Source organism: Vitiosangium sp. GDMCC 1.1324 (assembly GCF_003044305.1).
Taxonomy (GTDB): Bacteria; Myxococcota; Myxococcia; order Myxococcales; family Myxococcaceae; genus Archangium.
In genome coordinates this window covers 240379-262037 of the sequence record NZ_PZOX01000011.1, presented here as the reverse complement: position 1 = coordinate 262037, position 21659 = coordinate 240379, and the positions used below count along the sequence as shown (strand labels likewise).

The 21659-nt window shown below is 65.1% G+C and carries 14 protein-coding genes and 1 pseudogene; 8 read left to right on the top strand and 7 right to left on the bottom strand.

Features of this window, described 5'->3' with window-relative positions; genetic code table 11:
- Window positions 1–25: 25 nt before the first annotated feature.
- Window positions 26–1405, bottom strand: coding sequence for a DUF3943 domain-containing protein (locus DAT35_RS30195; protein WP_108071392.1), 1380 nt, complete (start codon window positions 1403–1405; stop codon window positions 26–28).
- Window positions 1406–1663: 258 nt separating this feature from the next.
- A complete protein-coding gene (locus DAT35_RS30190) occupies window positions 1664–4336 on the bottom strand; it encodes a hypothetical protein (protein WP_158501950.1) in 2673 nt (890 codons plus the stop codon).
- A 190-nt stretch (window positions 4337–4526) separates the two neighbouring features.
- On the opposite strand from DAT35_RS30190, the gene DAT35_RS30185 reads away from it, so the two are divergent.
- The 3 genes from DAT35_RS30185 to DAT35_RS30175 all read left to right on the top strand — a co-directional run bounded on the left by DAT35_RS30185 (window position 4527) and on the right by DAT35_RS30175 (window position 7583).
- A complete protein-coding gene (locus DAT35_RS30185) occupies window positions 4527–5315 on the top strand; it encodes an alpha/beta fold hydrolase (RefSeq protein WP_108071387.1) in 789 nt (262 codons plus the stop codon).
- 86 nt (window positions 5316–5401) lie between these two features.
- Window positions 5402–6448 (top strand): hypothetical protein, encoded by a 1047-nt coding sequence (locus DAT35_RS30180; RefSeq protein ID WP_108071385.1) that lies wholly within the window; start codon window positions 5402–5404, stop codon window positions 6446–6448.
- 160 nt (window positions 6449–6608) lie between these two features.
- Window positions 6609–7583 carry a polysaccharide deacetylase family protein gene (locus DAT35_RS30175; protein WP_199243041.1) on the top strand — a complete coding sequence of 325 codons (975 nt, stop codon included), beginning with the start codon at window positions 6609–6611 and terminating at the stop codon, window positions 7581–7583.
- Window positions 7584–7765: 182 nt separating this feature from the next.
- Here the strand turns inward: DAT35_RS30175 and DAT35_RS30170 are convergent, their stop codons facing one another.
- The 3 genes and pseudogenes from DAT35_RS30170 to DAT35_RS62465 form a co-directional block, all read right to left on the bottom strand.
- Window positions 7766–8227 (bottom strand): Vps62-related protein, encoded by a 462-nt coding sequence (locus DAT35_RS30170; protein WP_233261802.1) that lies wholly within the window; start codon window positions 8225–8227, stop codon window positions 7766–7768.
- 460 nt (window positions 8228–8687) lie between these two features.
- Window positions 8688–9758 carry a hypothetical protein gene (locus DAT35_RS30160; RefSeq protein WP_233261819.1) on the bottom strand — a complete coding sequence of 357 codons (1071 nt, stop codon included), beginning with the start codon at window positions 9756–9758 and terminating at the stop codon, window positions 8688–8690.
- A gap of 69 nt (window positions 9759–9827) precedes the next feature.
- A pseudogene (locus DAT35_RS62465) lies at window positions 9828–10160 on the bottom strand (MJ0042-type zinc finger domain-containing protein); the annotation flags it as partial.
- 699 nt (window positions 10161–10859) lie between these two features.
- On the opposite strand from DAT35_RS62465, the gene DAT35_RS59200 reads away from it, so the two are divergent.
- The 3 genes from DAT35_RS59200 (at window position 10860) to DAT35_RS58335 (ending at window position 12382) form a co-directional block, all read left to right on the top strand.
- Window positions 10860–11009 (top strand): hypothetical protein, encoded by a 150-nt coding sequence (locus DAT35_RS59200; protein WP_158501949.1) that lies wholly within the window; start codon window positions 10860–10862, stop codon window positions 11007–11009.
- Between the two features lie 117 nt (window positions 11010–11126).
- Window positions 11127–11405, top strand: a complete 279-nt coding sequence (locus DAT35_RS30145; protein WP_108071383.1) for a hypothetical protein — start codon at window positions 11127–11129, stop codon at window positions 11403–11405.
- Between the two features lie 617 nt (window positions 11406–12022).
- Complete coding sequence (locus tag DAT35_RS58335; protein ID WP_146209947.1) at window positions 12023–12382, top strand: hypothetical protein; 360 nt, start codon at window positions 12023–12025, stop codon at window positions 12380–12382.
- 993 nt (window positions 12383–13375) lie between these two features.
- Here the strand turns inward: DAT35_RS58335 and DAT35_RS30135 are convergent.
- Window positions 13376–15547 (bottom strand): Vps62-related protein, encoded by a 2172-nt coding sequence (locus DAT35_RS30135; protein WP_233261801.1) that lies wholly within the window; start codon window positions 15545–15547, stop codon window positions 13376–13378.
- A 238-nt stretch (window positions 15548–15785) separates the two neighbouring features.
- Here DAT35_RS30135 and DAT35_RS30130 point away from each other — a divergent pair, with 238 nt between their 5' ends.
- Both DAT35_RS30130 and DAT35_RS30125 read left to right on the top strand, forming a co-directional pair.
- Window positions 15786–17420: a sigma 54-interacting transcriptional regulator gene (locus DAT35_RS30130; RefSeq protein ID WP_108071379.1), complete on the top strand. Its 1635-nt coding sequence runs from the start codon at window positions 15786–15788 to the stop codon at window positions 17418–17420.
- Between the two features lie 53 nt (window positions 17421–17473).
- Complete coding sequence (locus DAT35_RS30125; protein WP_146209946.1) at window positions 17474–17929, top strand: hypothetical protein; 456 nt, start codon at window positions 17474–17476, stop codon at window positions 17927–17929.
- A gap of 6 nt (window positions 17930–17935) precedes the next feature.
- Here DAT35_RS30125 and DAT35_RS30120 read toward each other — a convergent pair whose 3' ends face one another.
- Window positions 17936–21505: a serine/threonine-protein kinase gene (locus DAT35_RS30120; RefSeq protein WP_108071375.1), complete on the bottom strand. Its 3570-nt coding sequence runs from the start codon at window positions 21503–21505 to the stop codon at window positions 17936–17938.
- Between the last annotated feature and the right edge of the window lie 154 nt (window positions 21506–21659).

Sequence of the window (21659 nt, the reverse complement as noted above, 5' to 3'; positions counted from 1 at the left end):
TTTCTGGCGACACGTAGGGCCCACGTCAGTGGAACGACACGAACACCTGGAACTGGGGGCTGCGCCGGAAGACATCTCCGAGGGACTCGTAATGGCTCTCGCGCACGAAGAGGTCGAAGGCCCCGCCCAGCCCCCAGTGACCGTACACGGGGACATCCAGCTTCAGCCGGCCGAAACGGACGAAGTGATTGCCGTTCGAGCCGCTCACGGGGTGGATCCACGAACTGCCTGCCTCAAAGGTGAGGATGTTCCAGTCCCCCCGTGAGAACATCGCCTCGAGCTGGATGCCGAGACCGGGACCGTAGTCGTAGTTCCGACCGGTGCGCGCGGCGTACTCGGAGGAGATGGCGGCGAGCAGGACCCCCCGCAGGAGGAGGCTCGCCCGCACCTCCGTGCCCGCCCAGAGCTGTCGCCGGTAGAAGAGGCCGCCGTCGAACGACTGCGCTCCGAGCTCGTACGCCCTGTTGTTGGCGTACCGGTAGGCCTGGCCGACCCCGAGCAGGAACGATTCCTGCTCCGTCCGGAGGAAGGCATGCGCCGCGAGCGCTCCCAGGATCTCGGCGCGGCTCACCACCGTCACACTCGTGCCCGAGGCGAGCTGGAGCCTCGCGTCGAACGCATCGAACGGGTGGCGGACCGGTTCGCGGAACAGGTCGCCGTAGAACAGGTCGACATCGATGGCGACCCCGTTCTGCACACTGTTCGGGGAGTCGACGTACGTCAACCTCCGCCAGCCACCCGACACCGAGTGCACGAAGCGGGAGGGCCGCCATTCGGTAGGGGTGGGGCCAAGCCTCCACGCATCGCCCCGGAGGAGCCGGTTGACTCCCCGGAGGGGGCTCAGCAGGCCCGCGACGAGCTCCCGACGCACGCGCTCGCCCCCGGTTGCGCCGTTGTCGAGCGCCAGCGAGGAGAGCCTGTAGAGCACCTCTCCCATGGCATTTCCGCCGAGGGTGGTGTTGATGATGTCATTGGCCGAGGGAGCATCTCTCTCGGCGAGGTACTCCCACTGGAAGGCCCCGATGAGGGCGAAGAGGCCCGATTCCCAATAGCCGAACCCGTTGTCGCGCGCGGCGGTCGCGTAGAAGGCCCCGTGGTACGGGTGCAGGAACTGGTTGGTCGCGAAGTCGTCCTCGTCCCACACGAGCCCGTTCCTCACGCCGGCCGCCCACGTGGAAGGACCCACCCGGGCCCAGTCCTGCTTCTGAACGAAACGATCGTATGCCCAGACCAACCCGTTGAGAGCCGTCACTTCCGCCAGGGCGAGCCAGGGGTGCTCATGCGGGGGAGCGACCTCCTGCTGTTCCGCGACCTTGGCCGCAGGAGCCTCCGCGTGCTCGTCTACGAGAGCCGGGAGCCCAGCCGTCACCAGGTGAAGTGCTACGAGGACGCCTGCGATGTGCAATCAACGACCTCCCCCGCGCTCGCCAATGTAAGCCCTCCCGTGCCTCGACGCCCCATGCGCGCATCGAGCCTGTTGGTTGCCGTACTTCCCCAGGGGCCGGACTGCTGTGCCCTTCTGAACCACTTGGAGTGAGCCGGTAACGCGAACAGCCCCAGATAGGAACCGGGCTCGACGGAGCGACCTCTCCCGTCGAGCCCGGGTCATCACCCGCTTCCCTTCATGGAGCCAGCCCACCGAAGGGAAGCCCCGGATTGCGCACTACGGAGTACGAACGATACGGATGCCGTACCAGCTTCCGCCGAGACGGGCGCGGCCGTAGAAGCTGCCGGCCTTCATCGAGTACTTGTAGTTGACCTGGGTCGGCGGCGAACCCGGCGGCCCGGCGACGCCGCCGCCCTTGACGTAGCGGAAGCCGAAATTCGCGTCGAACCTCCAGGTGTTCTCATGGCTGTAGCACTGGGGTTTCTCGCCCTTGCCCGAGACCCAGCGGAGCTTGTACGCATCGTCGATGTCGGACACCATCTTGGTGTACGCCGCGTACCGCGTGTTGTACGTCGGATCGATGGCATCCATGACGTGCGTCTCGATCCCCTTCCAGATGTCGTTGTAGACATTGCCGATCACCGAATTGATCCCGCCGTTGACCCAGTTCGCCACATCCTGCGTGGTGATGGGGTAGTAGGGGAGCTTCAGGTTCACGGAGATGTTCGCCGCCTGCACCACCCAGTTGCCAATCTCGTAGTCAGCCAGGCCGTTGAACTTGGGCTTGTTGAGGCTGTTGTACATCTGGGGGTGCGGGACGATGTAGTCCGTATCGAGCTTCATGTTGTCCATGCCGACGACAATCTCGTCGGCATAGGACGGACCCCAGTAGCCAATGCCCAGGAAGCGCTTCTTGCGTTGCAGCTTGCCCTTGATATCGATCTTGTGGAAGCCGAACTCGATACCGCCAATCTTGAGCAGGAAGCCAGGAGACTGGGTCTTGAAGACGAAGCGCCTGTTGCTGAAGGTAATCGACTCGGATCTCTTGAAGTTCGATCCGACCGTATAGTTCGCGAAGTTGATCGCGGGTGGCGTGGTGGTGCAGCTCGGAGGCGGAATGGAGTCATCGTTGCAGGTCCACTCCCGCAGACCATTGCCAGAGTAAACCTGAGCGCAGGACGCGGTGTTCCACAGATTGTCCGGCTTGGCCGTCACCGACACCTCGGTGACCGAGGTCGTCCCCGGAAAGAACTTGCGGCAGTACGTGAGAGGATCGATGTCGGCGCCCGAGGTGCAGTCGGAATCCTTGAGCCAGGATCCACCCGGCGCCTTGTGCACATTGACCTTGCCGTACCAGTACGAGATGCGGCCGACCTCTGCGCCGCCAGCGCCCTTGAGCACCCCCGAGGCCACCATGTCCGAGGCGCGACTCACCGCGCTCCGCTCCTGCTCAAACACAGGTTGGCCGCTGGCGACCGCCGCTCCGGCGGTGCCATGACCGTCGAGCGTGGACTGGCCCTCGACGGGCGGGACCACCCGCCACGAGGTGGTGTCGCCACCGTCGTCGTCGAAGCCCAGCAGCTTCACCGACGGCGTGCCAAAGCCCCCGACCGTGCGAATGACGCCCGGCATGACCCGGTAGGAACTGCCACCGATCGCGACCTCGCCCGGAATCGCCTGGAAGTTGGGGTCGGTGTTCATCGCATACGCGTTGGTGCTGAGCCATGCGCGATAAGCAGAGAGGGCCGACATGTCGACCTGGAACACGCCCATGTTGGTGAGCTGGTACAACTGCCCCTCGATCACGACCTGGAGGTTCTGATCGACGATGCGGCGGAGGGTGTCATCCTCGGTGAGGTAGTCCGCGATATCGTCGACGAACTCGTTGTAGTCGACGTCGACGACGGCATCTCCCGGTTGCTCGCCCGGGCGGGCATACGCGAGGTAGGTCTTCGCACTCACGAACGAGGCCGGCAGCATCTGCGAAGGGCTGAGCTTCGGGGTGAGGGTATAGGCAAGCGTTCCCGAGCACGTGGTCTCCATGTAGCACCCGAGACGCAGCTCGAAGACACCCGTGCGGTCCGCAGTGTAGGTGATGCGGCTGCCGTGTCCCCCACACGCGTCGTCGTTGTATGCGATATCGACGTTGCCGTCCGCATCAATGAGGCGCAGGAACGAATCACCGGTCACCGAGGAGCCCGTGACACCGCAGGTGCCCACGTCGAGCACCTGGCCTTGCGATAGGTTGATGACGAGGGTGGAGTAATTGGCGGTGGTGCTGCTCGTGCTCACGCCGCCGTAGGTGCGCGCGCCGCTGAGTCCCCCACTCATGCCAGGGGTCAAGACCGAGTAGCTCGCCGTGCCGCTGCAGCTGCCCCCCGAGTAGCAGCCCATGCGGACCTCATAGAAGCCGGCCGTGGCGGCGGTGAAGGAGAGGCGGCTGCCGCTACCGCCACATGCGTCGTCGTTGGACGCGACCTCGGTGCCGCCCAGGGTCAGGCGGAGGAAGGTGTCGCCGGTGAACGAGGAACCCTCGAGATCGCACGTGCCGACTTCGAGGACCTGGCCGGCGTTCAGCTTCACCGAAAACGCCGCATAGTTCGTGGTCGCGCTCGCGGTGCTGCCGGCGCTGAACGGGGTGACACCGCTACTGCCGCTGCTGGCGGAACTCGAGCTGACGGCCGAGTCGAGGGCGAGATAAAAATTGGCGAAGTCGCTGGCCGTCGCGAAATTCAGGACGCCGTTCGGGAAGTTGCTGTCCACGAGCAGCGTTGGCGCGGTCCACGGTCTCGGCGGATAGACTCCATCCCAAACGGTTTCGCTGACCTCCTGTGTCTGCGATGGGAGCTCTTTCGGAGCGGACTCCATTTCACCGCCGCAGGCCACAAGACCGATGACAACTGGCGCAAGCAACACCACCCACACAGGTGTGTTTTCTGACTTCCTCATCTCTACTCCAGAGTGAGCCACTGCACGTCCACCATGGATGAATGACTCGGCTCACTGCCTAAACACATCTATCCGATATTTCACACTGAGTAAAGGGAAAGCCGGAATTCTCCCCTCAGGGGATTGCACTCCAGCAATCATTGCTTGACTGTCAGTACGAGCCATACCTCGCAAGACAAGAACAGAATCCATGGACAAGGTGATTTCGAAGGACGGCACTCCCATTGCCTACGAGAAGCTCGGTTCGGGCCCTGCCCTCATCCTCGTGGACGGCGCCCTGTGCAGCCGGAAGTTCGGGCCCATGCCGAAGCTCGCTCCACTCCTCGCGCAGCGCTTCACGGTCTTCATGTACGACCGCCGAGGCCGTGGCGACAGCGGTGACACGCAGCCATACGCGAAGGAGCGCGAGCTCGAAGACCTCGATGCGCTCATCCAGGTGGCAGGGGGCTCCGCGTTCGTCGTGGGGCTGTCATCCGGTGCCGGCCTCGCGCTCGAGGCGGCTGCGAGCGGGCTGAACATCTTGAAGCTGGTGGCCTACGAGCCTCCGTACATCGCGGCGCAGGACGCGAACCACGCGAAGGCCAACCACGAAGCCCAACTCAAGCGGCTGCTCTCCGAGGGCCAGCGGGGCCGTGCCTTGAAGTACTTCATGCGGGACATGGTCGGCGTGCCGGCCTTCGCGGTCGTCATGACGCGGCTGATGCCGGGCGTCTGGAAGAAGCTCGAGGCCGTCGCCCACACGCTCCCGTATGACGCCAACATCATGGGGGACTTCACCGTCCCGACGGCACGCCTCGCGTCCATCCAGGTCCCGTCGCTCATCCTGTACGGCGGCAAGACCGATGCGAAGCTGAAGAAGGCCGCGGAGACCGCCGCGGGCATCCTGCCTCGGGCACAGCGCCGCACGCTGGACGGACAGACGCACAACGTCAACCCGAAGGTGCTCGCCCCGGCCGTGACCGGGTTCTTCACTGCCTGAGGTCCACCGAAGGAAGGGGGGCATCCGCAAATCCGCGCTTTTGCTAGACTTCTTCAGCGGTCCTTTCCCCCCCAAAGGAGCCCTGAATGCCCGCGACCGACTACCAGCAGCGCTATACGGCCTACCCCGACGTCGTGAAGGCCATCGATGCGCTCGCCAAGCTCGCCCGTGACCACAGTGGGAGTCTCGTCTCCGGCTTCTGCCAGGGACGGGAGAACAGCCTGAAGGACGCCGCCACCTACAAGTACTCGGTGGGGGGCGCCTGCTTCGCGATGGTGACGCGCTGGTTCCGAGGCAAGTTCGCGGGCGAGAGCGACGCGGCCTTCTTCAAGTGGCTCCTGTCCGACACCCCCACGATGGATGTGAGCGACGTGAGCACCCACGCCAGTCTCACCGCGCGCGATGCGCAGCTCGACAAGTGGATGAAGCGCCAGCATTTCGCGCCCGTGCGGATCACGGTCGACCACATCGTGGATGTCTCGGATCCCATCACGATGCCCGACTCGGTCACCTCGCTGGCCAACCCCAAGGAGCCGGGCGTGCTCCTCGACAAGGACAGCAAGTACAACCACGCGACCAAAGGGGCCGGCTACCTGAGCAAACCCTCGGGGACGTACAAGCACATCACCCCGGTGACGAACCTGCCGCAGATGGAGCTCTGGAGCATGGAGCTCAAACACCAGCTCGTGGTGCGCAAGATCCTCAAGAAGTCCACCGAGTCCAACAAGTTCAACACCAAGAGCCGCAGCCAGAACTTCCGGGCCACGCTGGATCGGACCAAGGTCCCCAAGGTCACCACCGAGGAGCTGCTGGAGGTGGGCGACCTGCTCCTCACCGCCATCTCGAGCTGCTCGGCCACGTTCGGCACGACGGAGCTGTATATCAACTTCGGCCTCAAGGAGCAGGGCAAGGGCGGCCACGTCATGGGCATCCATCACCGCTCCGTCTCCGCGTTCTCCTCGGGGACGCAGAGCGTGCTGGAGTTCTTCGATCCCAACTTCGGCTTCTACCGGTGGACCGGAGAGAACAAGGCCCAGCGGCTCGACTCCTTCCGGGTGTTCATCCTCACCTTCCTCAAGTGCTACTACCCCGAGCTCGCCCAGGTGGAGTTCGACGTGCTCGCTCGGTCCTGAGCGGCCCGGCGAGCCGAGCTCGTGATGGCGGCGAATACGAGCCCGCAGCGACGCACGGCTTCTATTCCGCCTCTGCGCGACTCCCCATTCGTCGACCAACTAAATCCTTAGTTGCGATCCAACTAAGGCCTTAGTAGTTTGCGGCTCGGAGGTTGGGACCGTGTCCAAGCCAGCCGAGAACGAAGCGCCCCGGCCGCTCACGCCAAAAGGAACCGCAGTGCGACATACGACCGTTCGATTCATCATCGCCGCGCTCGCTTTGGCGTCGATGGCCGCCCAGGCGCAATCCGTCGCCTTCACGTTCGACGACGGCCCGCATGTCAGCGACATGCCGCGCATGAACGCGCAGCAGCGCAACCAGGCCATACTCGATGCACTGGCAAAACATCGCGTGCAGGCCGCGCTGTTCGTCACGGCGGGGAACGGCGCCAATACCGAGGCGGGCCTGGCACTGGCGCGTGCGTGGGGCAAGGCAGGCCACGCGATCGGCAACCATACGATGACGCATCCGGACCTGCACAAGGTGCCGCTCGAAGAATACCAGCGCGAGATGCTCGATTGTGACCGCATCATCAGCGGCCTCCCGGGTTATCAGAAGTGGTTCCGCTTTACCTTCCTGCGCGAAGGGAACACGCCGGAGAAGCTCGACGGCATGCGCAGCTTCCTCAAGCAGCAGGGCTACCGGAATGCGTACGTGAGCCTCGATACCAGCGACTGGCGGCTCAATGAAAAATTGGTGGAGACGCTGACGAAAAATCCCGCCGCCGACGTGAGTGCGATCAGAGATGCCTATCTGAGTCACATCCGCCAGCGCGCCCTGGCCTATCGCGACTTGTCGCAGAAGCTGCAGGGCCGTGATATCGCGCAGGTGATTCTCCTGCACCACAACCTGATCAACGCGATGTGGCTGGATGATGTGATTGCGATGTTCAAGCAGATGGGGTGGACCATCACCACGCCGCAGGCGGCGTTCGCCGACCCGGTATATGCGCTCGCGCCGGATCGTCCGGTCGCAGGGCAAAGCCTGCTGCTGTCGATGGCCCGCGTGCTGGGCCTCGGCAGGTTCGAGGGATGGGAACGGCTGGTGGATGACGGCGACTACGAAATCGCCGCGCTGGCTGCGAAAGGATTATAGGAGCCCAGCAGTCTTGTGCGGTAGCTGGGTGGACACCGGCCTGGTGCACATCCCAGGCGGCTCTACGCATACGGAACAGGGGGGCTGAGCTGCCTCTCCCCTGAAACGGCCCTGCCCCCGCGTGCCGGTCCTTCGCACGCAGGGGCTCCTGTCCTGCCCTGCCCGGATGTCGCGCTTCTGCCTCATTCCAGCGTCAGGTTCTCGGGGTTGGAGGCGGACTTGTCCATGATTCCGGTGGGTCCGTCGTTGAGCACGCACTCACCACTCACCTGCTCCGAGAAGCCGCAGCCAGACTTGGGATTGCCCCAACGGCTGGTGGAGTTGAGCCACGACAGGCTCCCGCCATACGTACCGGGCGACTGCCTGAAGAAGGGCACGGTGCTGTTCCAGGTGTTCCAGGCAATGCCTCGGCTCGTGTCGTCGGCGAGGAAGTCCCCGTTGCCGATGGTCTGGTAGATGTGCCGGGCGGCGTCCGGGTAGACGCCGTGCGAGCCCAGGGCCGAGTACACTTCCGTGTGGAAGCCCGTCAGGGCCAGGTTCTTGTCCCCAAAGTTGAAGGTCTGCCCCCCCGAGTGCTGGCTCAGGAACACCTGGGACGGCCGGCCATCCACGAAGCGCACCGTGAAGTGCTCCCAATCTCCCACGTGGTTGCCAAAGGTGGAGTAACCGCCACAACACACCCAAAGGGCGAGTGATGGGCACCTGGGTCGTGTCCGGCCGCTGATCATCAAGGAACTGGGGCTCCGTGTTCGCCTGCGCCCGGTGTGCAGGCCTGCGCATGGTGCTGGCGTACCTGACGGCACCCGACGGGATACGCGCCCTTCTGGACCACTTGGAGTTACCCTCGCCGCCTGCTCAGCCGGCCCCAGCGCAAGGGCCACCGCAGCTCGCTTGGTGTTGAGCCCCAAGCCGCAGGTGCCCACAGGCCCAACCCCCCTGCCCTCTCCCTCCTGGGCGGGCAGCCTGGGCGGCGTGTTCCCTCATGGGTCTGCAGGGCCATCCACCGGCCTGGAGCACCGCCCAGGCGGCCCCCGTCTGCGGCTCTCCTCCGCCCCTCTGCACCAACCCTCCACCCTCAAAATTGCCCCCATCTTTCCTATACGCTCAAACGGTCTTAGCAATTGGAGCGATGGCCTGTGTTTGAGTGTTCTGCTGGAAGGTGCCGACTTCTGTGCTTTCAACCAAGCTGGGCTGAGCCACCGGCGCAAGCGCTTCAATCACATCCAAAATCGCATAAGCCCTGCGCGCAACGAGTTCGCTGGCGACATATCGATCAACTGAATCGGGAAGTGCCACCTCCCTGGGAAGCCGGGCATCAGCCGCAAGGAACTGCCTGACGATAAGGAAGCTCTTGTAGAAAATCTCCATAAATCCTGCATTGTAAGGCAGGGGGCAAATAATGAGGTTCTTGCTTTCGTCGAGATAGGGTCGCTCCCCGTTTCGGCTCTCCGGGTAAATTCCGATGCGGAGTCCTGCATCTCCAGAGAGATCGCGAGCGTTGATCTTCAGGGTTGTGGCCACCCACTTGTCCATGGTCGCGGAGCCTAGAAACAGGTCCGCTCGCCAAATGCCACGAATGCTGCGGGGGAGAAGATTTCGATGCTCAGGCTGATGGAACGCCTTTTCTGCAATTTTTATATATTGCTTCAACTTGGCTGGCTGCCCACGATTGCCCACCCATATTCTGGATTCTTCTGTAAGCAATGCTTCGGCGGGCTCGATGAGCGAAATTCGTCCTGCCTTTTCAGCACCAAAGAGGATAGATTTCGCATTCCCAGTAATCCCGCAGAAATCCTCAAGCACCTCATTTATGAGTGGTGCTATCAGGCGATCCCCTCGGCATATCGCATCGTGCACTGCATATTCAAAACAAATGCCGCAGTCCCCCGAGCCCTCACGATACTCCCTTGCCAAGTCTGCAAGCGTGATTTTTGCGACGCCCCCCAATCGTTCCATGCGCTCCTTTTGCAATGCGTGCAGAATTGCATTCAGAATCGGACGAACGAGTGCGATTCGTGCTCGCATCTCGTCGGTTATTTCACCGATCTGCGTTTCGACCGCGAGCTTGAAAGGGCTCGTCTCTAGTGGGCTTCCAGAGGAATTTAGGCCGAGACGTACTTCGGACGAATCGATGACTTTACTCTCAGTTACCGACTGATGAACAGTCGAAGGCACAGCCTCTTTGCCTGTAATTGAAAGGAGATTCTGGGCAGAGGTCCAGCCAACAGGGCGAACTACTATGTTGTACCCGCACCGCTTGCAACAGACCTTGACTCCCTTTGGACCGACTTTGCCAGCATCGATCATGTACTGCGCACGACAGCTATCGCAAGCAAATCGGATTGGCGCTGGAGCCTGCACAGTGCTTGCGTTGAAGATAGCCGATGGGGAGACCGAAGGCGAAGATGAGGTTGGAGGTGGGTCAGGAGCAGCAGAGTCCGTATCTCCCGTCCAACCAGCAGGGCGAACTACGATGCTATAGCCGCAATGTTTGCAGCGAACCTTGACTCCCTTTGGACCGATCTTGTCGTCGCTGATCAGGTACCGCGAGCGGCAGCTATCACATATGAAGTACATTCGGTCAGCACCTCGGAAATCTATTTACGCAGTTTAAGGTATTTGGGGCTTATGCGCGACCACGCCCTCAAGCAGGGATGGAGTCCGCGCCGGAGGAGGAGAGCCTATCCTTGGCCACGACGGAGGGGGTGGCGAAGACGGAGCGCACGCCGCGAGTGGACTGGGCCGGACCGCTTCGCCGTACTTTCGCGCTGGACGTGTTCGCCTGCCTGCGCCCGGTGTGCAGGCCGGCGCATGGTGCTGGCGTACCTGACGGCACCCGACGGAGTACGCGCCCTTTTGGACCACTTGGAGTTGCCCTCTCGGCCTGCTCAACTGGCCCCGGCGCAGGGGCCACCGCAGCTCGCCTGGTGTTGAGCCCCAAGCCGCAGGTGCCCACAGGCCCACCCCCCCTGCCCTCTCTCCCTCCTGGGCGGGCGGCCTGGGCAGAAGTCTGATGGAAGAGCCAACTGAAGAACGCTGCGACGGCTCCACTCCCACCAAGCGACACGACCCATTCTTCGACGCTCACGTAGCCCCCCGGTTTCGCCGTGGCTCACCTTGCTCGTGGACCTACCCGTATGTGTTCCACGCTTTTCTCGCAGCAGCAAGTGTGAATCGAACCTGCATTCCGGAGGGGACGTATCCCCGGGCACACGCGGTCCCGGCAGAACACCCCTTCTGGGGCTCGTGTCTTTTCACCCACCCCGGAGGAAGCCCATGCCCTGTCTCGCCCCGCCATCGTCCCCCACCCAGCCGACCCTGGCCGAGATGCTTGCCGAACTTGCCGCGGTGGACCCCGTCGGCGCCGAGCTCCTCCACCCCGAGGTCGAGGCCCTCGAGGAGCGGCAGGTGTCTTCCCGGGTCTAGCTGGACGCCGCAGAGGCCGAACTTCGGAGGGCGACGCTCAACCAAGCCACCTACGAGGAATGGGCCCTCCGGTACCGGGACGCCACCTGCCTCCGCCATCAGGAGCGGCTCCTCGGCGTGGACGTCGGGGGCCTGCGCGCGCAGCTCGAGCGGGAGCTCTTCCTCGCCCGCAAGTTCGCCGCCATGGGCGTGGAGCACTGCCAGGACTGCGGCGATACCGGGGATGGCGAGCTGCTCGACGGAGGCACGTGCCTCGTCCTCACGTACCACAACACCTGCGAGGGCAAGGGGTTCGCTACTACTACCGAGATGGCGGGCGCGGATTCTGCGACCGCTCCGGTCCATGACGACATGAACGGAGCGGGAGGCACTGGCGACTTGACTGCCCAGGACTGAGATGGAGCCAAGGCAGGCGCAGCAACAACTGGACGGCGTTCCCGAGGCGAGGACGATGTATGCAAGGACCCGAGAGCCGTTCTGGCGGCGGAGACGGCTGCTCACGCCGCACCAGACACGGAGGATAGTGGGGCGTCAGGCTCCAGATTTTGTCGCCTTTAATCCACAGCCAGTTTGCGCAGTTAGCCTGCCCTAGACTCCATCGAAGGCGTTAAGGGCTCAACCGCAATGTTTCGCACGACATAGAGGCACTTATCCGTTCGAGGCGCCTCTGGGATAGGGGTCAGCTTCTTTAACGACACAAGCACCAGGTAGCGATGGGTGGAGAGTTCGAACCCAGCAAGCGTATCGCGAGAGTATCTCTCTGCCTGCCTGAAGGCCGTCCGAACACTGTCGTTAGCATCATCCCCATCTCTCACCATCTTCCATTCCGTCAGCACCATCGCATCGGATGAGCGCGCTGCATCAGCATCCCTTACGCTGTCTCCCAGAATGAGATCTGTCCTTCCCCCTTCGGCGTTCGCCTTAAATGCCCAAATACCATGGAGGAGCATATGCACGGCCCCCAGTTTCTCGCACGCCACCTCCCCAACATCGAATGCCCTCCTCCATTTGGCATGGACATCTTCATCCGCAATCAAGCTGCGCTGAAGATGCTCAAATGCTCGCTCGCTAGCGCGAACCGCATGTGCCCCCTTGTCCGCCAAGCAAAAATCAATCTCGGCCTTTACCATTGCGAGCGCGCCCAGCAGTCTCAAGGCGCCTGGCAGGCCGGCGGCCCCTTGCGCATCGAATTGTTGCTCGGCCAGTTGTCCTTGAAGGTGCTTTTGAAGCGACCGCGCAGCATCGGGCGGCAGCTGCGAAGCAAATCTATCCCTAAACCCCACAAGCAAGGCTCGCTGATCCACGAGCTGTGGAATAATTTGTCGTCCTGCCAAGTCGGCAAAAGTAGCAAACGTGCCTGCCTGTACGTATAGCTGCACTAGCGCGGCAATCGCCTCATATCGAGCCGACCAAGCCTTCCATTCGACCATCCAAAACATTGCGCCTCCGGGTGCCACCAGTTGCGACGCAGGAGCGTATCACCAACGTCGATGCATACGCACGCTAAGAAATATGGCTCGCCAGATCGCCCACGACCCTGGCGAACTGGGCCGACGAGGTAACGCGCTATTGGGCTGAGGGAGGTAACTGCGGCAGACGTTCCTTCTGCACTACCCGCCGTCATGACGACACGAATGGAGCTGGAGTTCCTGGCGGCTCGACTGGCCAGGACCAAGGTCGAGCTACAACAGGCTCAGCGAGGGATGGACAGCAGTCCCCAGGGTATGTGACTACGCCGGCCAGTTGAATGTTACGGTCAAACTTGCTCTAAAGAGACGTTCGTAGCATCTGTTTGCGCTGGGGCCGAGCTTTCGGCCTCTTTCGTGCCTCTGCGATACGGATTCCTATAGACATAGGAACATTCAAAAGAAGCCATGGACCGCGAAGGTCTGGGCAGTAGCGGTGGGTTCCTGGTCAACGTCGTGGTGGACGTCACTACGAACATGATTCCTGCTTGGGAGGGCGGCCTGGGCAGGCGTGTTCCCACATGGGGCTTCACGGCCTGTCCACCGACTTGACGCACTGCCCAGGCCGCTCCCGTCAGCAGTCCTCCTTCGCCACTCTGCACCAGCCCGCCACCCTCATAAGCGCCCCCATCTTTCCTATACGCATACGGATTTGGTCCAAATTTGGTCCGACAAGAACCGATTTGCTCCCCAAGGCGCTCTCTCCTGCTCTCGTAGGCCTCGAACCACCCGAGCGACCAGGAGCTCCACAGAGGCCCGTGGGAGGCTGACGGTAGCGTGTGCCCTGGCAAGAACAAGAGGGCTGAGCTGCCTCTCCCCTGAAACGGCCCTGCCCCTGCGTGCCGGTCCTTCGCACGCAGGGGCTCCTGTCCTGCCCTGCCCGGATGTCGCGCTTCTGCCTCATTCCAGCGTCAGGTTCTCGGGGTTGGAGGCGGACTTGTCCATGATTCCGGTGGGTCCGTCGTTGAGCACGCACTCACCACTCACCTGCTCCGAGAAGCCGCAGCCAGACTTGGGATTGCCCCAACGGCTGGTGGAGTTGAGCCACGACAGGCTCCCGCCATACGTACCGGGCGCCTGCCGGAAGAAGGGCACGGTGCTGTTCCAGGTGTTCCAGGCAATGCCTCGGCTCGTGTCGTCGGCGAGGAAGTCCCCGTTTCCGATGGTCTGGTAGATGTGCCGGGCGGCGTCCGGATAGACGCCGTGCGAGCCCAGGGCCGAGTACACTTCCGTGTGGAAGCCCGTCAGGGCCAGGTTCTTGTCTCCGAAGTTGAAGGTCTGCCCCCCCGAGTGCTGGCTCAGGAACACCTGGGACGGCCGGCCATCCACGAAGCGCACCGTGAAGTGCTCCCAGTCTCCCACGTGGTTGCCAAAGGTGGAGTAGCCGCCAACACAGCCCCAGGGCGAGTACCAGCCGATGCACACGCGCTTGCCATTGTTGTACGGGTAGAAGGTCCAGTAGACGATGTCCGTGATGTTGGTCGGCTGGCCACCCTGGGTGCGGTTGACGATCTCCGCGTAGACGGGCACCTGGGTCGTGTCCGGCCGCTGACCATCGAGGAACTGGGGATCCGTGCAGGAGTCACACCCCAGGGCCTGGTTGGTCACCATGTACCCACCGGACTCGTGCACGTTGGGGAGGAAGAACTCGACCGAGGACGGGAAGTAATACTCCTCCGAATGCAGCCACACGAGCGGCGCGTACTGGGAGACCGTCACGGCATCCACGGGCACGCCCTTCATCTCCGGGTTGGCGAGGGCGCTCTTGTTGAGGACCCAGTAGCGGTTGCCGCCGGTGTCCGTGTGGCTGGGCCGGGCGATGAAGGTGGAGAGCGCCAGGCCACGCGGGTCCCGGGGCTCCACCTGCCAGATGCCCACGTCGTAGTCCGCGCCCGAGCCGCTGTCATTCCAGAGCCCGGAGGGGTTCGCCGGGAGCACGTACTCGCTGCGCACGCAGCGGATGAGGTCGGTCGAGGGCTTGTCGTAACCGAGCACCGTGACGGTGCCGAGACAGGTGTAGCCCGCGGCGGGCAGCGGCTCCCAGATGGAGACGTCATGGGTGCCGCCCGAGCCCCAGTCGCTCCACACCCAGGCGTAGTCGACGGGCCGCGCCAGGACATCTCCCTCGCCGGAGGCCACGAAGCTCCCCCGGGGCGCCGAGCCATGGAAGGGCTGGGCCACGTCGCCCAGCGAGTAGTAACCGGGGTACTGGGCGAGGTTGGCGCGCCAGACGGCCACGTCGCTGTCGGCACCCGTCCCGTGGTCGTCGTAAACCCAGTTGAACGCCGTCGCCGCCTGGACGTAGAGCCGCTGGGGATAGCGGATGACCGCCTTGTCCGCCTTCAGCGTGAACTCCCCGCTCAGCCCGGGGGAGTAGGTCGCCGCGACGAGCTTGTAGGTGCCCGGCGACAGGAAATAGGACAGGCGCGAGGTGAGGTTCCCACCGGCGTCATCGTCCTGGGCGAGGACGTTGCCATTCGCATCCGTCAGGTAGAGGTAGGTGTCGAGCGGCGCGGTGAGATTGAACGTCACCGTGCTGGCCGGGCCGGTGTAGTCCACGATGAATTGCCGGTTGGCCGGGCTGGTAGGGACCCTCCCCCCCGAACTGCTCCAATAGCCATACACGGAGTTACCCTGCGGCAGGGAGGGCGCCTCCACTACCACGCTCGAGGTCAAGTCGTTGAAGTCGTCTCCCACCCAGGTGGTATCCGCGGTGAAGGTCTTCGACCTGCCGTTGAAGCCGCCGTGCTCGTAGAGCGTGACGCTCCAGCCGCTCGGCACCTGGAGCGAGCTGACCGAGTCATTGCCCACGGTGGTCAGTTGGCCCACGTCGTAGCGGCCGGGCTGGAGGGACTGGACGCGGCCCCCGTAGGTCCCATGCTCGAAGAGGAGCACCGTGGTGGCGAGAGCCTGGCCGTTCGAGCCGGTCTCCTCCTGCACGGGAAGCTCCTCCCCCGGGCCGCAGCCCACGCTCGTCATGAGCGCGGCGCCCAGGAGCAATCCCCGTAGGGAGAGGCTCCTCGATTTCACGGAGAGGGAAACGGCGAAGTCAGGGGGATGATTCTTCTTCATGGTGGGACCTTCTGGGTTCGGAGAGTCTTGGATGAGTTCGCGGGGCCCGTGAGCACGCCTCGTGCCAGCACGCCCCTGGAACTCTTCCGAGGAGGAACCCCGAGGGGAAGGCCTCGGAGGCCGCGGAGCGTCTGTCGGCGACATGTCGCCGACTCCACGAAACGTCGCGGCGGCAGGGGGCACACCTCCAGAGCCCCGTGGAACGAGCTTCGGGAGGGAAGTGCTACAGTCGCGGGCGATGTCCCGCTCCGAGCCCCGCGATTCCCAGTCCCCCCCGCTGGTCGCCGAGGTGTCCACAGCCATCGGCCAAGAGCAACGCGCCGCGGCATCCGCCGACCAGGTGGTGCCGGTGCTGACCCTCATCTCCCACCCCACGGCCACCCGGGCCGGGGAGCGGCTCCTGCTGGAAGGGGTCGCGGCGGGCCGGGAGCTGTCCCTGTCTCGCAACGGCCCTAACTTCACCCGGCCTGGAGAGACCTTCGGGCAGCCCCTGGCCGATCCCTTCGTGAGCCGGACGCCCCTCGTGTTCTCACCGGGCGAAGGGGGGCGCCTCCGGCTGCGCGTGGGCGAGGGCGGAACCCGGGTGGTGGTGGACGGACAGCTCGTGACGAACCGTGAGTTCACGCCGGAGGAGTTGGCGACGGGCGTGCTGTTGGAGCTCTCGGGCCGGGTGGTGGTGCTGCTGCACCAGGCCTCGCGCAAGACGCGAACGCCCGGGGACACGCTGGGCATGGTGGGCGAGAGCCCGGGCATCCTGCGCGTTCGCGAGCACATCCAGCGCATCGCCGACCTCCACGTCCCGGTGCTGGTCCGGGGAGAGACGGGCACGGGCAAGGAGCTGGTGGCCCAGGCCATCCACCAGCACAGCCCGCGCAAGGGACGCCCTTTCCTCAGCGTGAACCTGGGCGCCATCCCCAAGGAGCTGGCGGCCGCCGAGCTGTTCGGCGCGCATCGGGGTGCCTTCACCGGAGCGACCCGCGACCGCGAGGGCTTCTTCCGGGCGGCCCAGGGGGGCACCCTGTTCCTCGACGAGGTGGGCGAGGCCCCTCCGGAGGTGCAGGTGATGCTGCTCCGGGTGCTGGAGACCGGAGAGCTGTACCCGGTGGGCGGACATACGCCCATCAAGACGGATGTCCGGCTGATCGCCGCGACCGACGCCAACCTGGAGGAGCACATCCGGGATGGGCGCTTCAAGGCGCCGCTGCTGCATCGTCTGGCCGGTTATGAAATCCGGCTGCCGCCCCTGCGCGAGCGCCGCGAGGACATCGGCATGTTGTTCCAGCACTTCGCCCGGGAGGCGCTGGAGGCCATTGGCGAGGCCCATCGTCTGACTCCCGGGGATCCCTATGCCGAGCCCTGGTTGCCGGCGTCGCTCGCGGTGAGCCTGCTGCGCCACCCCTGGCCCGGCAACATCCGGCAGTTGCGCAACCTCACCCGGCAGTTGGTGATTGGGAGCCGGGGGCAGCCCGTCCTGCAGTTGGATCCGCGGCTCGCCGGGGAGTTGGAGGCCCCGGGGCCCGTCCCCAAGCCATCGCAAGACGCCGCGGAGCCCACCCCGAAACCCTCCACGGCGGTGGCTCGGCGCAAGTCCACCGAGGTCACCGGAGACGAGCTTCTCTCCGCGCTCCGGCAACATGCCTGGGATCTCAAGTCGGCGGCGGACTCGCTCGGGATTCCGCGCACCTCCATCTACGACCTCATCGACAAGCACCCGAACATCCGCAGGGCGAGCACCCTGAGCGCGGAGGAGCTCACCTCCTGCCATCGGGAATGCGGGGGTGACCTGGACGCGATGGTCCAGCGCCTGGAGGTCTCCAAGAAGGCGCTCGCCCGGCGCCTCAAGGAATTGGGCCTGAGCGCCAGGAGCTCCTGACGCGTGGCATGTCGGATGCATTGGGTGGGCTCAGTGTCGAAAGGAGCAACAACGTGGCGAAGCATCAACTGATCATCTCCAAGGACATCAGCAGGAATTACCCGGTCCGTTCCGAAGCTGGGGAGCTCAAGGAGACCCGCACGCTGGTGGTCAACTGGGATGGGACGTGGAAGCCAAACGATCGCCCAGACAAGTACCTGGTGGTGGCTCCGGGGGATGAGCTGGAGATCGTGCTCGCCGCGGAGAAGGACGAGGGCAGCAGCCTCTGGCTCTACAATCGGGTGCGCCCCCTGCCCTCCTTGCTCCTGCCCCTGCCTGAAGACCAGCGTCAGGGCGGCGTGGAGCGCGTTGATATCAAGAGCGGGAGCGTGATCCTCGAAGTGAACCGGGCGATTGCCCGTGACGCGGGAGAGTCGCGCTATGACCTGCGCATCAGCGCGATGGGGGAGATTCCCATGCCCATCGTCGGGCAGGGCCAGCCCGGCACCCTGACGGCGACCAGGCCCTGAGGTGGCTCAGGGCACGCCGGATTGGAGGCGCTGGAGGGAGCTTCCCCATTCCCGTTGAAAGCCCGCGTTGGCGGCGAGCGCGCTGGAGAGATCTTCCCGGGCCTGTCTGCGCCACTCCTGCTTCTGTCCAGGGTCGGCGGAAGGGAGCGCCGCCTGGAGCGCCAACAGACTGCCTCGCAAGAGGCGGGCATCCGGCCATCCAGGACGGACCGCGAGGAGCTCCCGGGCCATCTCCAGCCCTCGTTGAAGCAAGGGGCCCGGGTCCTGCTTCTCCTGCATCAAGCGGGTGGACCAGCGGCGGAGGAAATGCCCGAAGCCAACGCGAAACTCCTGCCGCTCCGGAGCCAGCGCGAGCCCCTTCTGGTACGCATGGTCCGCCTCGTCCGAGTCCTGGGGGCGTCCCCCCGTGTAGAGAGCCCGGGCTCCCAGCGCCTCTCCCAGGTAGTACCAGGCCTCGGCGTGGGCCGGATTGTGCGCGAGTGCTTGCCGCAGCGCCTTCTCGGCCCGCGAGCTGCTGGGGCGGGGATCGCGCCCGTGTTCCAGCTCGAACGTGGCCAGGATGGCGTGGACCATGCCGCGGTTGGCCAGGGCTCCCGCGTTCTCTGGAAGCCATTGGAGCGCCTGCCGCAGGGCCTCATCGGCCGCGTGCACGCTCGGGCCTGGATCCTCTCCCCGGGCACGCTGGTACAGGGCTCGATGGGCGAGCACTTCGCTGAGGTTGATCTGCCCGTAGCCACTCTTCGGAGCGATGGCCACGGACTGCTCGCAAGCCGCCCGGGCCTGGTCCAGCACGGGGAAGGGATCCCCGCCGCGGTCCCAGCTCGCCTGGGCCTGCTGAACCAGGGTCAGGCACAGGCCGTTGTGAAGCTGGGGAATGCCGGGGCCGAGCTCGAGCCCCTTGCGGTACATCTCCGCGGAGCGCTCCAGCGAGGGACCCGGCTCACCCCCCGAGACGCGGAGCCTCCGGGCCACCAGCTCGTGCGCCAGCCCCGCGTAGAAGTAGGGCACCACGTGACCGGGGTTGAGGATCCGGGCCTTGTCCAATGCCGCCAGCGCCTGGGTGAGGTCTCCGTCCGGCTCCGGGGCTCGGGGATGGGAAGCGCGGGTGTAGTGCGCAATGCCCAGGTTGATCCACCCCTCCGGCACCTGGCCATCCAGCTCGATGGCGGAGTGAAAGGACTCAATCGCCTTGCCGTACCGGGGCAGCGGGTCCGCGCCCACCTGCTCGTCGTAGTCGGCCCACGTCTTGTAGACCAAGCCCAGGTTGAGGAGGAAGTCGTAGTCCCGCTCCGCCGGGGCGATGCTCTCGAAGCTCTCCACGGCCTTGCGGAGTTGCTCGCGGGGGTCCAGCGAGTGGCTCTGGCGGGTGTAGCCCCAGATCCAGTAGCTCAGTCCCAGCTCCAGCCGGGCCTTCGAGCGTGAGGACTCGAGCTCCAGCGCGCTCCGAGCGGCGGCCACGGCCTTCTCCGGCAACGTCTCCGAGTAATCGCCCAGGTCGCGTTGATGCTCGGCGAGCCGCCGGTGGAGGCGGGACTCCAGCACCCGGGCGTCGTAATGCTCCGGCATGGCCTCGAGCGCGCGAGAGACGGCCTGGAGGGCCTGGGTGTAGTGGGGAGTGACCTCGCCCTTCCCGTATTGCTCCAGGATCAGCGCGCCGTACTCCAGCTCTCCCTGGGCCGTGTAGATGGAGGCCACGCTCTCGCCGATCGCGGCCGCCTCGGCGTAGGCCTTCCGGCCCGCCTCGAAGTCCGCCCGCGCGCCCTCGTGCTCGCCCTGGTTCCAGTGCCGCATGGCGCGAGCCAGGAGGATGTCTCCGCGCAGCTTGGGGGCCTCATGGAACCAGGACAGCTCCGTGCCGATGGCGTCCAACTGAGAGAGCGCTTCGTCCCACCGGTTCTCGTAGAAGGCGAGCAGCGCGGCCACATACGCGGCGGAGGGAACCTCGGCCCCTTCACTCTGGCGGAGATAGGCCAGCGCCGGCTCCCGGTAGCCGCGCTCGATCTCGCGCTTGCGGGCCTCACGCCGCTCGGTGTCGCGGATGCGCTCGGCCTCCAGCAACTGCTCCTGGTACTGGTGCCCCGTCACCAACGCCAGCGCATAGGCCACCCGGGGCTCGCGGAAGCCGTGCTTCCAGGCGGACTCGAGGGACTCGCGGGCCCTGGCTTCGTCTCCGAGCGCGAGATAGCCGCGCCCCAGCGCGTAGTGGCCGGGCCCCACGGCCTGCTCGCCCGCCTCCTGGATCTCCGCCTCGAGCGCCGCCATCCTCGCGCGGATGACACGCTGATCCGCGCGCGTGTCGTGCAGGCGGGAGAGGTCCGAGTAGCGCGCCAGCGCTTCGATGCGCTCCACGGACTCGGTGAAACGCCGGGCCAGACGCTCGCGTACGGCGGCCTCGCGGCGAGCCAGCCCCGCCTGGCCCAGGGCCAGGAGCACGAGCACCGCGGCCACGGACACCACGAGCCGGTACTTGTGGAGCTTCTTGCGCAGACGGTACCAGGCCCTGTTGGAGCGGGCCTGCACCGGCTCGCCCGAGAGGAAGCGGTCGAGCTCCTCGACCAGGGCGCGCGCCGAGTCATACCGGGCCGAGCGCTCCTTCTCCAGACACTTGAGCGCGATGGCCTCGAGGTCCGCGGGGATGTTCGGATCCACCGCGCGAGGTGGGCGTGGCTCCAGCTCGAGGACGTTGTTGAGCACCTCCAACCCGTTGCCGCCGGGAATGGGAGGCTGGCCCGTCAACACACTGTAGAGGGTGGCGCCCAGACTGTAGACGTCCGCCCGGCGATCCAGGCTGGAGACCTCACCGCGGGCCTGCTCGGGCGACATGTACTGGGGCGTGCCCATCACCGCGCCGGTGACGGTGGCCCTATCGTTCCAGTCTCGCGCCAGCCCGAAGTCCATCACGTAGGGGCGCAACGACCCATCCTCCGCGCGCTCCACCATGATGTTGGAGGGCTTGAGGTCCCGATGGATGAGGCCCACGCGGTGCGCCTCGTGCACGCCCTCGGCGGCCTCCCGGAGCACCAGCACCTTCTGTTCGACGGAGAGCTCGCGGGCGAGCGCGCTCAGCGTCCGCCCCTCGATGAACTGCATCGCGATGTAGACGCGCCCCTGGACCTCGCCCACCTCATAGACCTTGCACACCCGCTCGTGGGTCACCCGCGCCTGGGCCCTGGCTTCGGAGAGGAAGCGCCGGGTGAGCTCGGGCTCGTCACCCCGGACGAACTTCAAGGCCACGTTCCGGTTCAGCCGCGGATCATGCGCGAGGAAGACCCGCCCCATTCCACCCTCGCCGAGAAAGCGCACGCACTGGTAGCGCTCCCAACCGCTGACGGGGAAGACCGGGACCTCGGGGGCTGGCGGTGGTGGAGGGGCGGCCACCTGGGGGGGCGTGGCGCCGCGGACCTGCGCCATCATCGAGATGAGCGTCCCCTCGGACAGACGGCCGCGCTCACGGAGCAAGGCCAGGGGACTCCGCTCCAGGCGCCGGGCCTCCTCGCGCAAGCTGTCCGCCTCCTGCTCGGAGAGAAGACCCTCGGCCAGGGCCGCGCGCAGCTCGACCTCGAAATCCGGATGCATGGGGGAACGCTCCTCGGAGCCCCCATCGTACAAACAGCGCTTTCAGCCAGATAGGGCCTCTGTGCCCGGCAACTCCTTCGTGCCGCCGAGGATGGAGCAATGGGCCCGGCCCTCGTGGTAGGGGCATCCGTGTCGTCCGGAACGCATGCGGAAA

What these genes read in the sequence shown, in the direction of transcription:
- DAT35_RS30120 (WP_108071375.1), bottom strand. Translation starts at nt 21,505, where the DNA reads ATGCATCCGGATTTCGAGGTCGAGCTGCGCGCGGCCCTGGCCGAGGGT.
- DAT35_RS58335 (WP_146209947.1), top strand. Translation starts at nt 12,023, where the DNA reads ATGGACATCTTCATCCGCAATCAAGCTGCGCTGAAGATGCTCAAATGC.
- DAT35_RS30130 (WP_108071379.1), top strand. Translation starts at nt 15,786, where the DNA reads ATGTCCCGCTCCGAGCCCCGCGATTCCCAGTCCCCCCCGCTGGTCGCC.
- DAT35_RS30180 (WP_108071385.1), top strand. Translation starts at nt 5,402, where the DNA reads ATGCCCGCGACCGACTACCAGCAGCGCTATACGGCCTACCCCGACGTC.
- DAT35_RS59200 (WP_158501949.1), top strand. Translation starts at nt 10,860, where the DNA reads ATGCCCTGTCTCGCCCCGCCATCGTCCCCCACCCAGCCGACCCTGGCC.
- DAT35_RS30190 (WP_158501950.1), bottom strand. Translation starts at nt 4,336, where the DNA reads ATGAGGAAGTCAGAAAACACACCTGTGTGGGTGGTGTTGCTTGCGCCA.
- DAT35_RS30135 (WP_233261801.1), bottom strand. Translation starts at nt 15,547, where the DNA reads ATGAAGAAGAATCATCCCCCTGACTTCGCCGTTTCCCTCTCCGTGAAA.
- DAT35_RS30185 (WP_108071387.1), top strand. Translation starts at nt 4,527, where the DNA reads ATGGACAAGGTGATTTCGAAGGACGGCACTCCCATTGCCTACGAGAAG.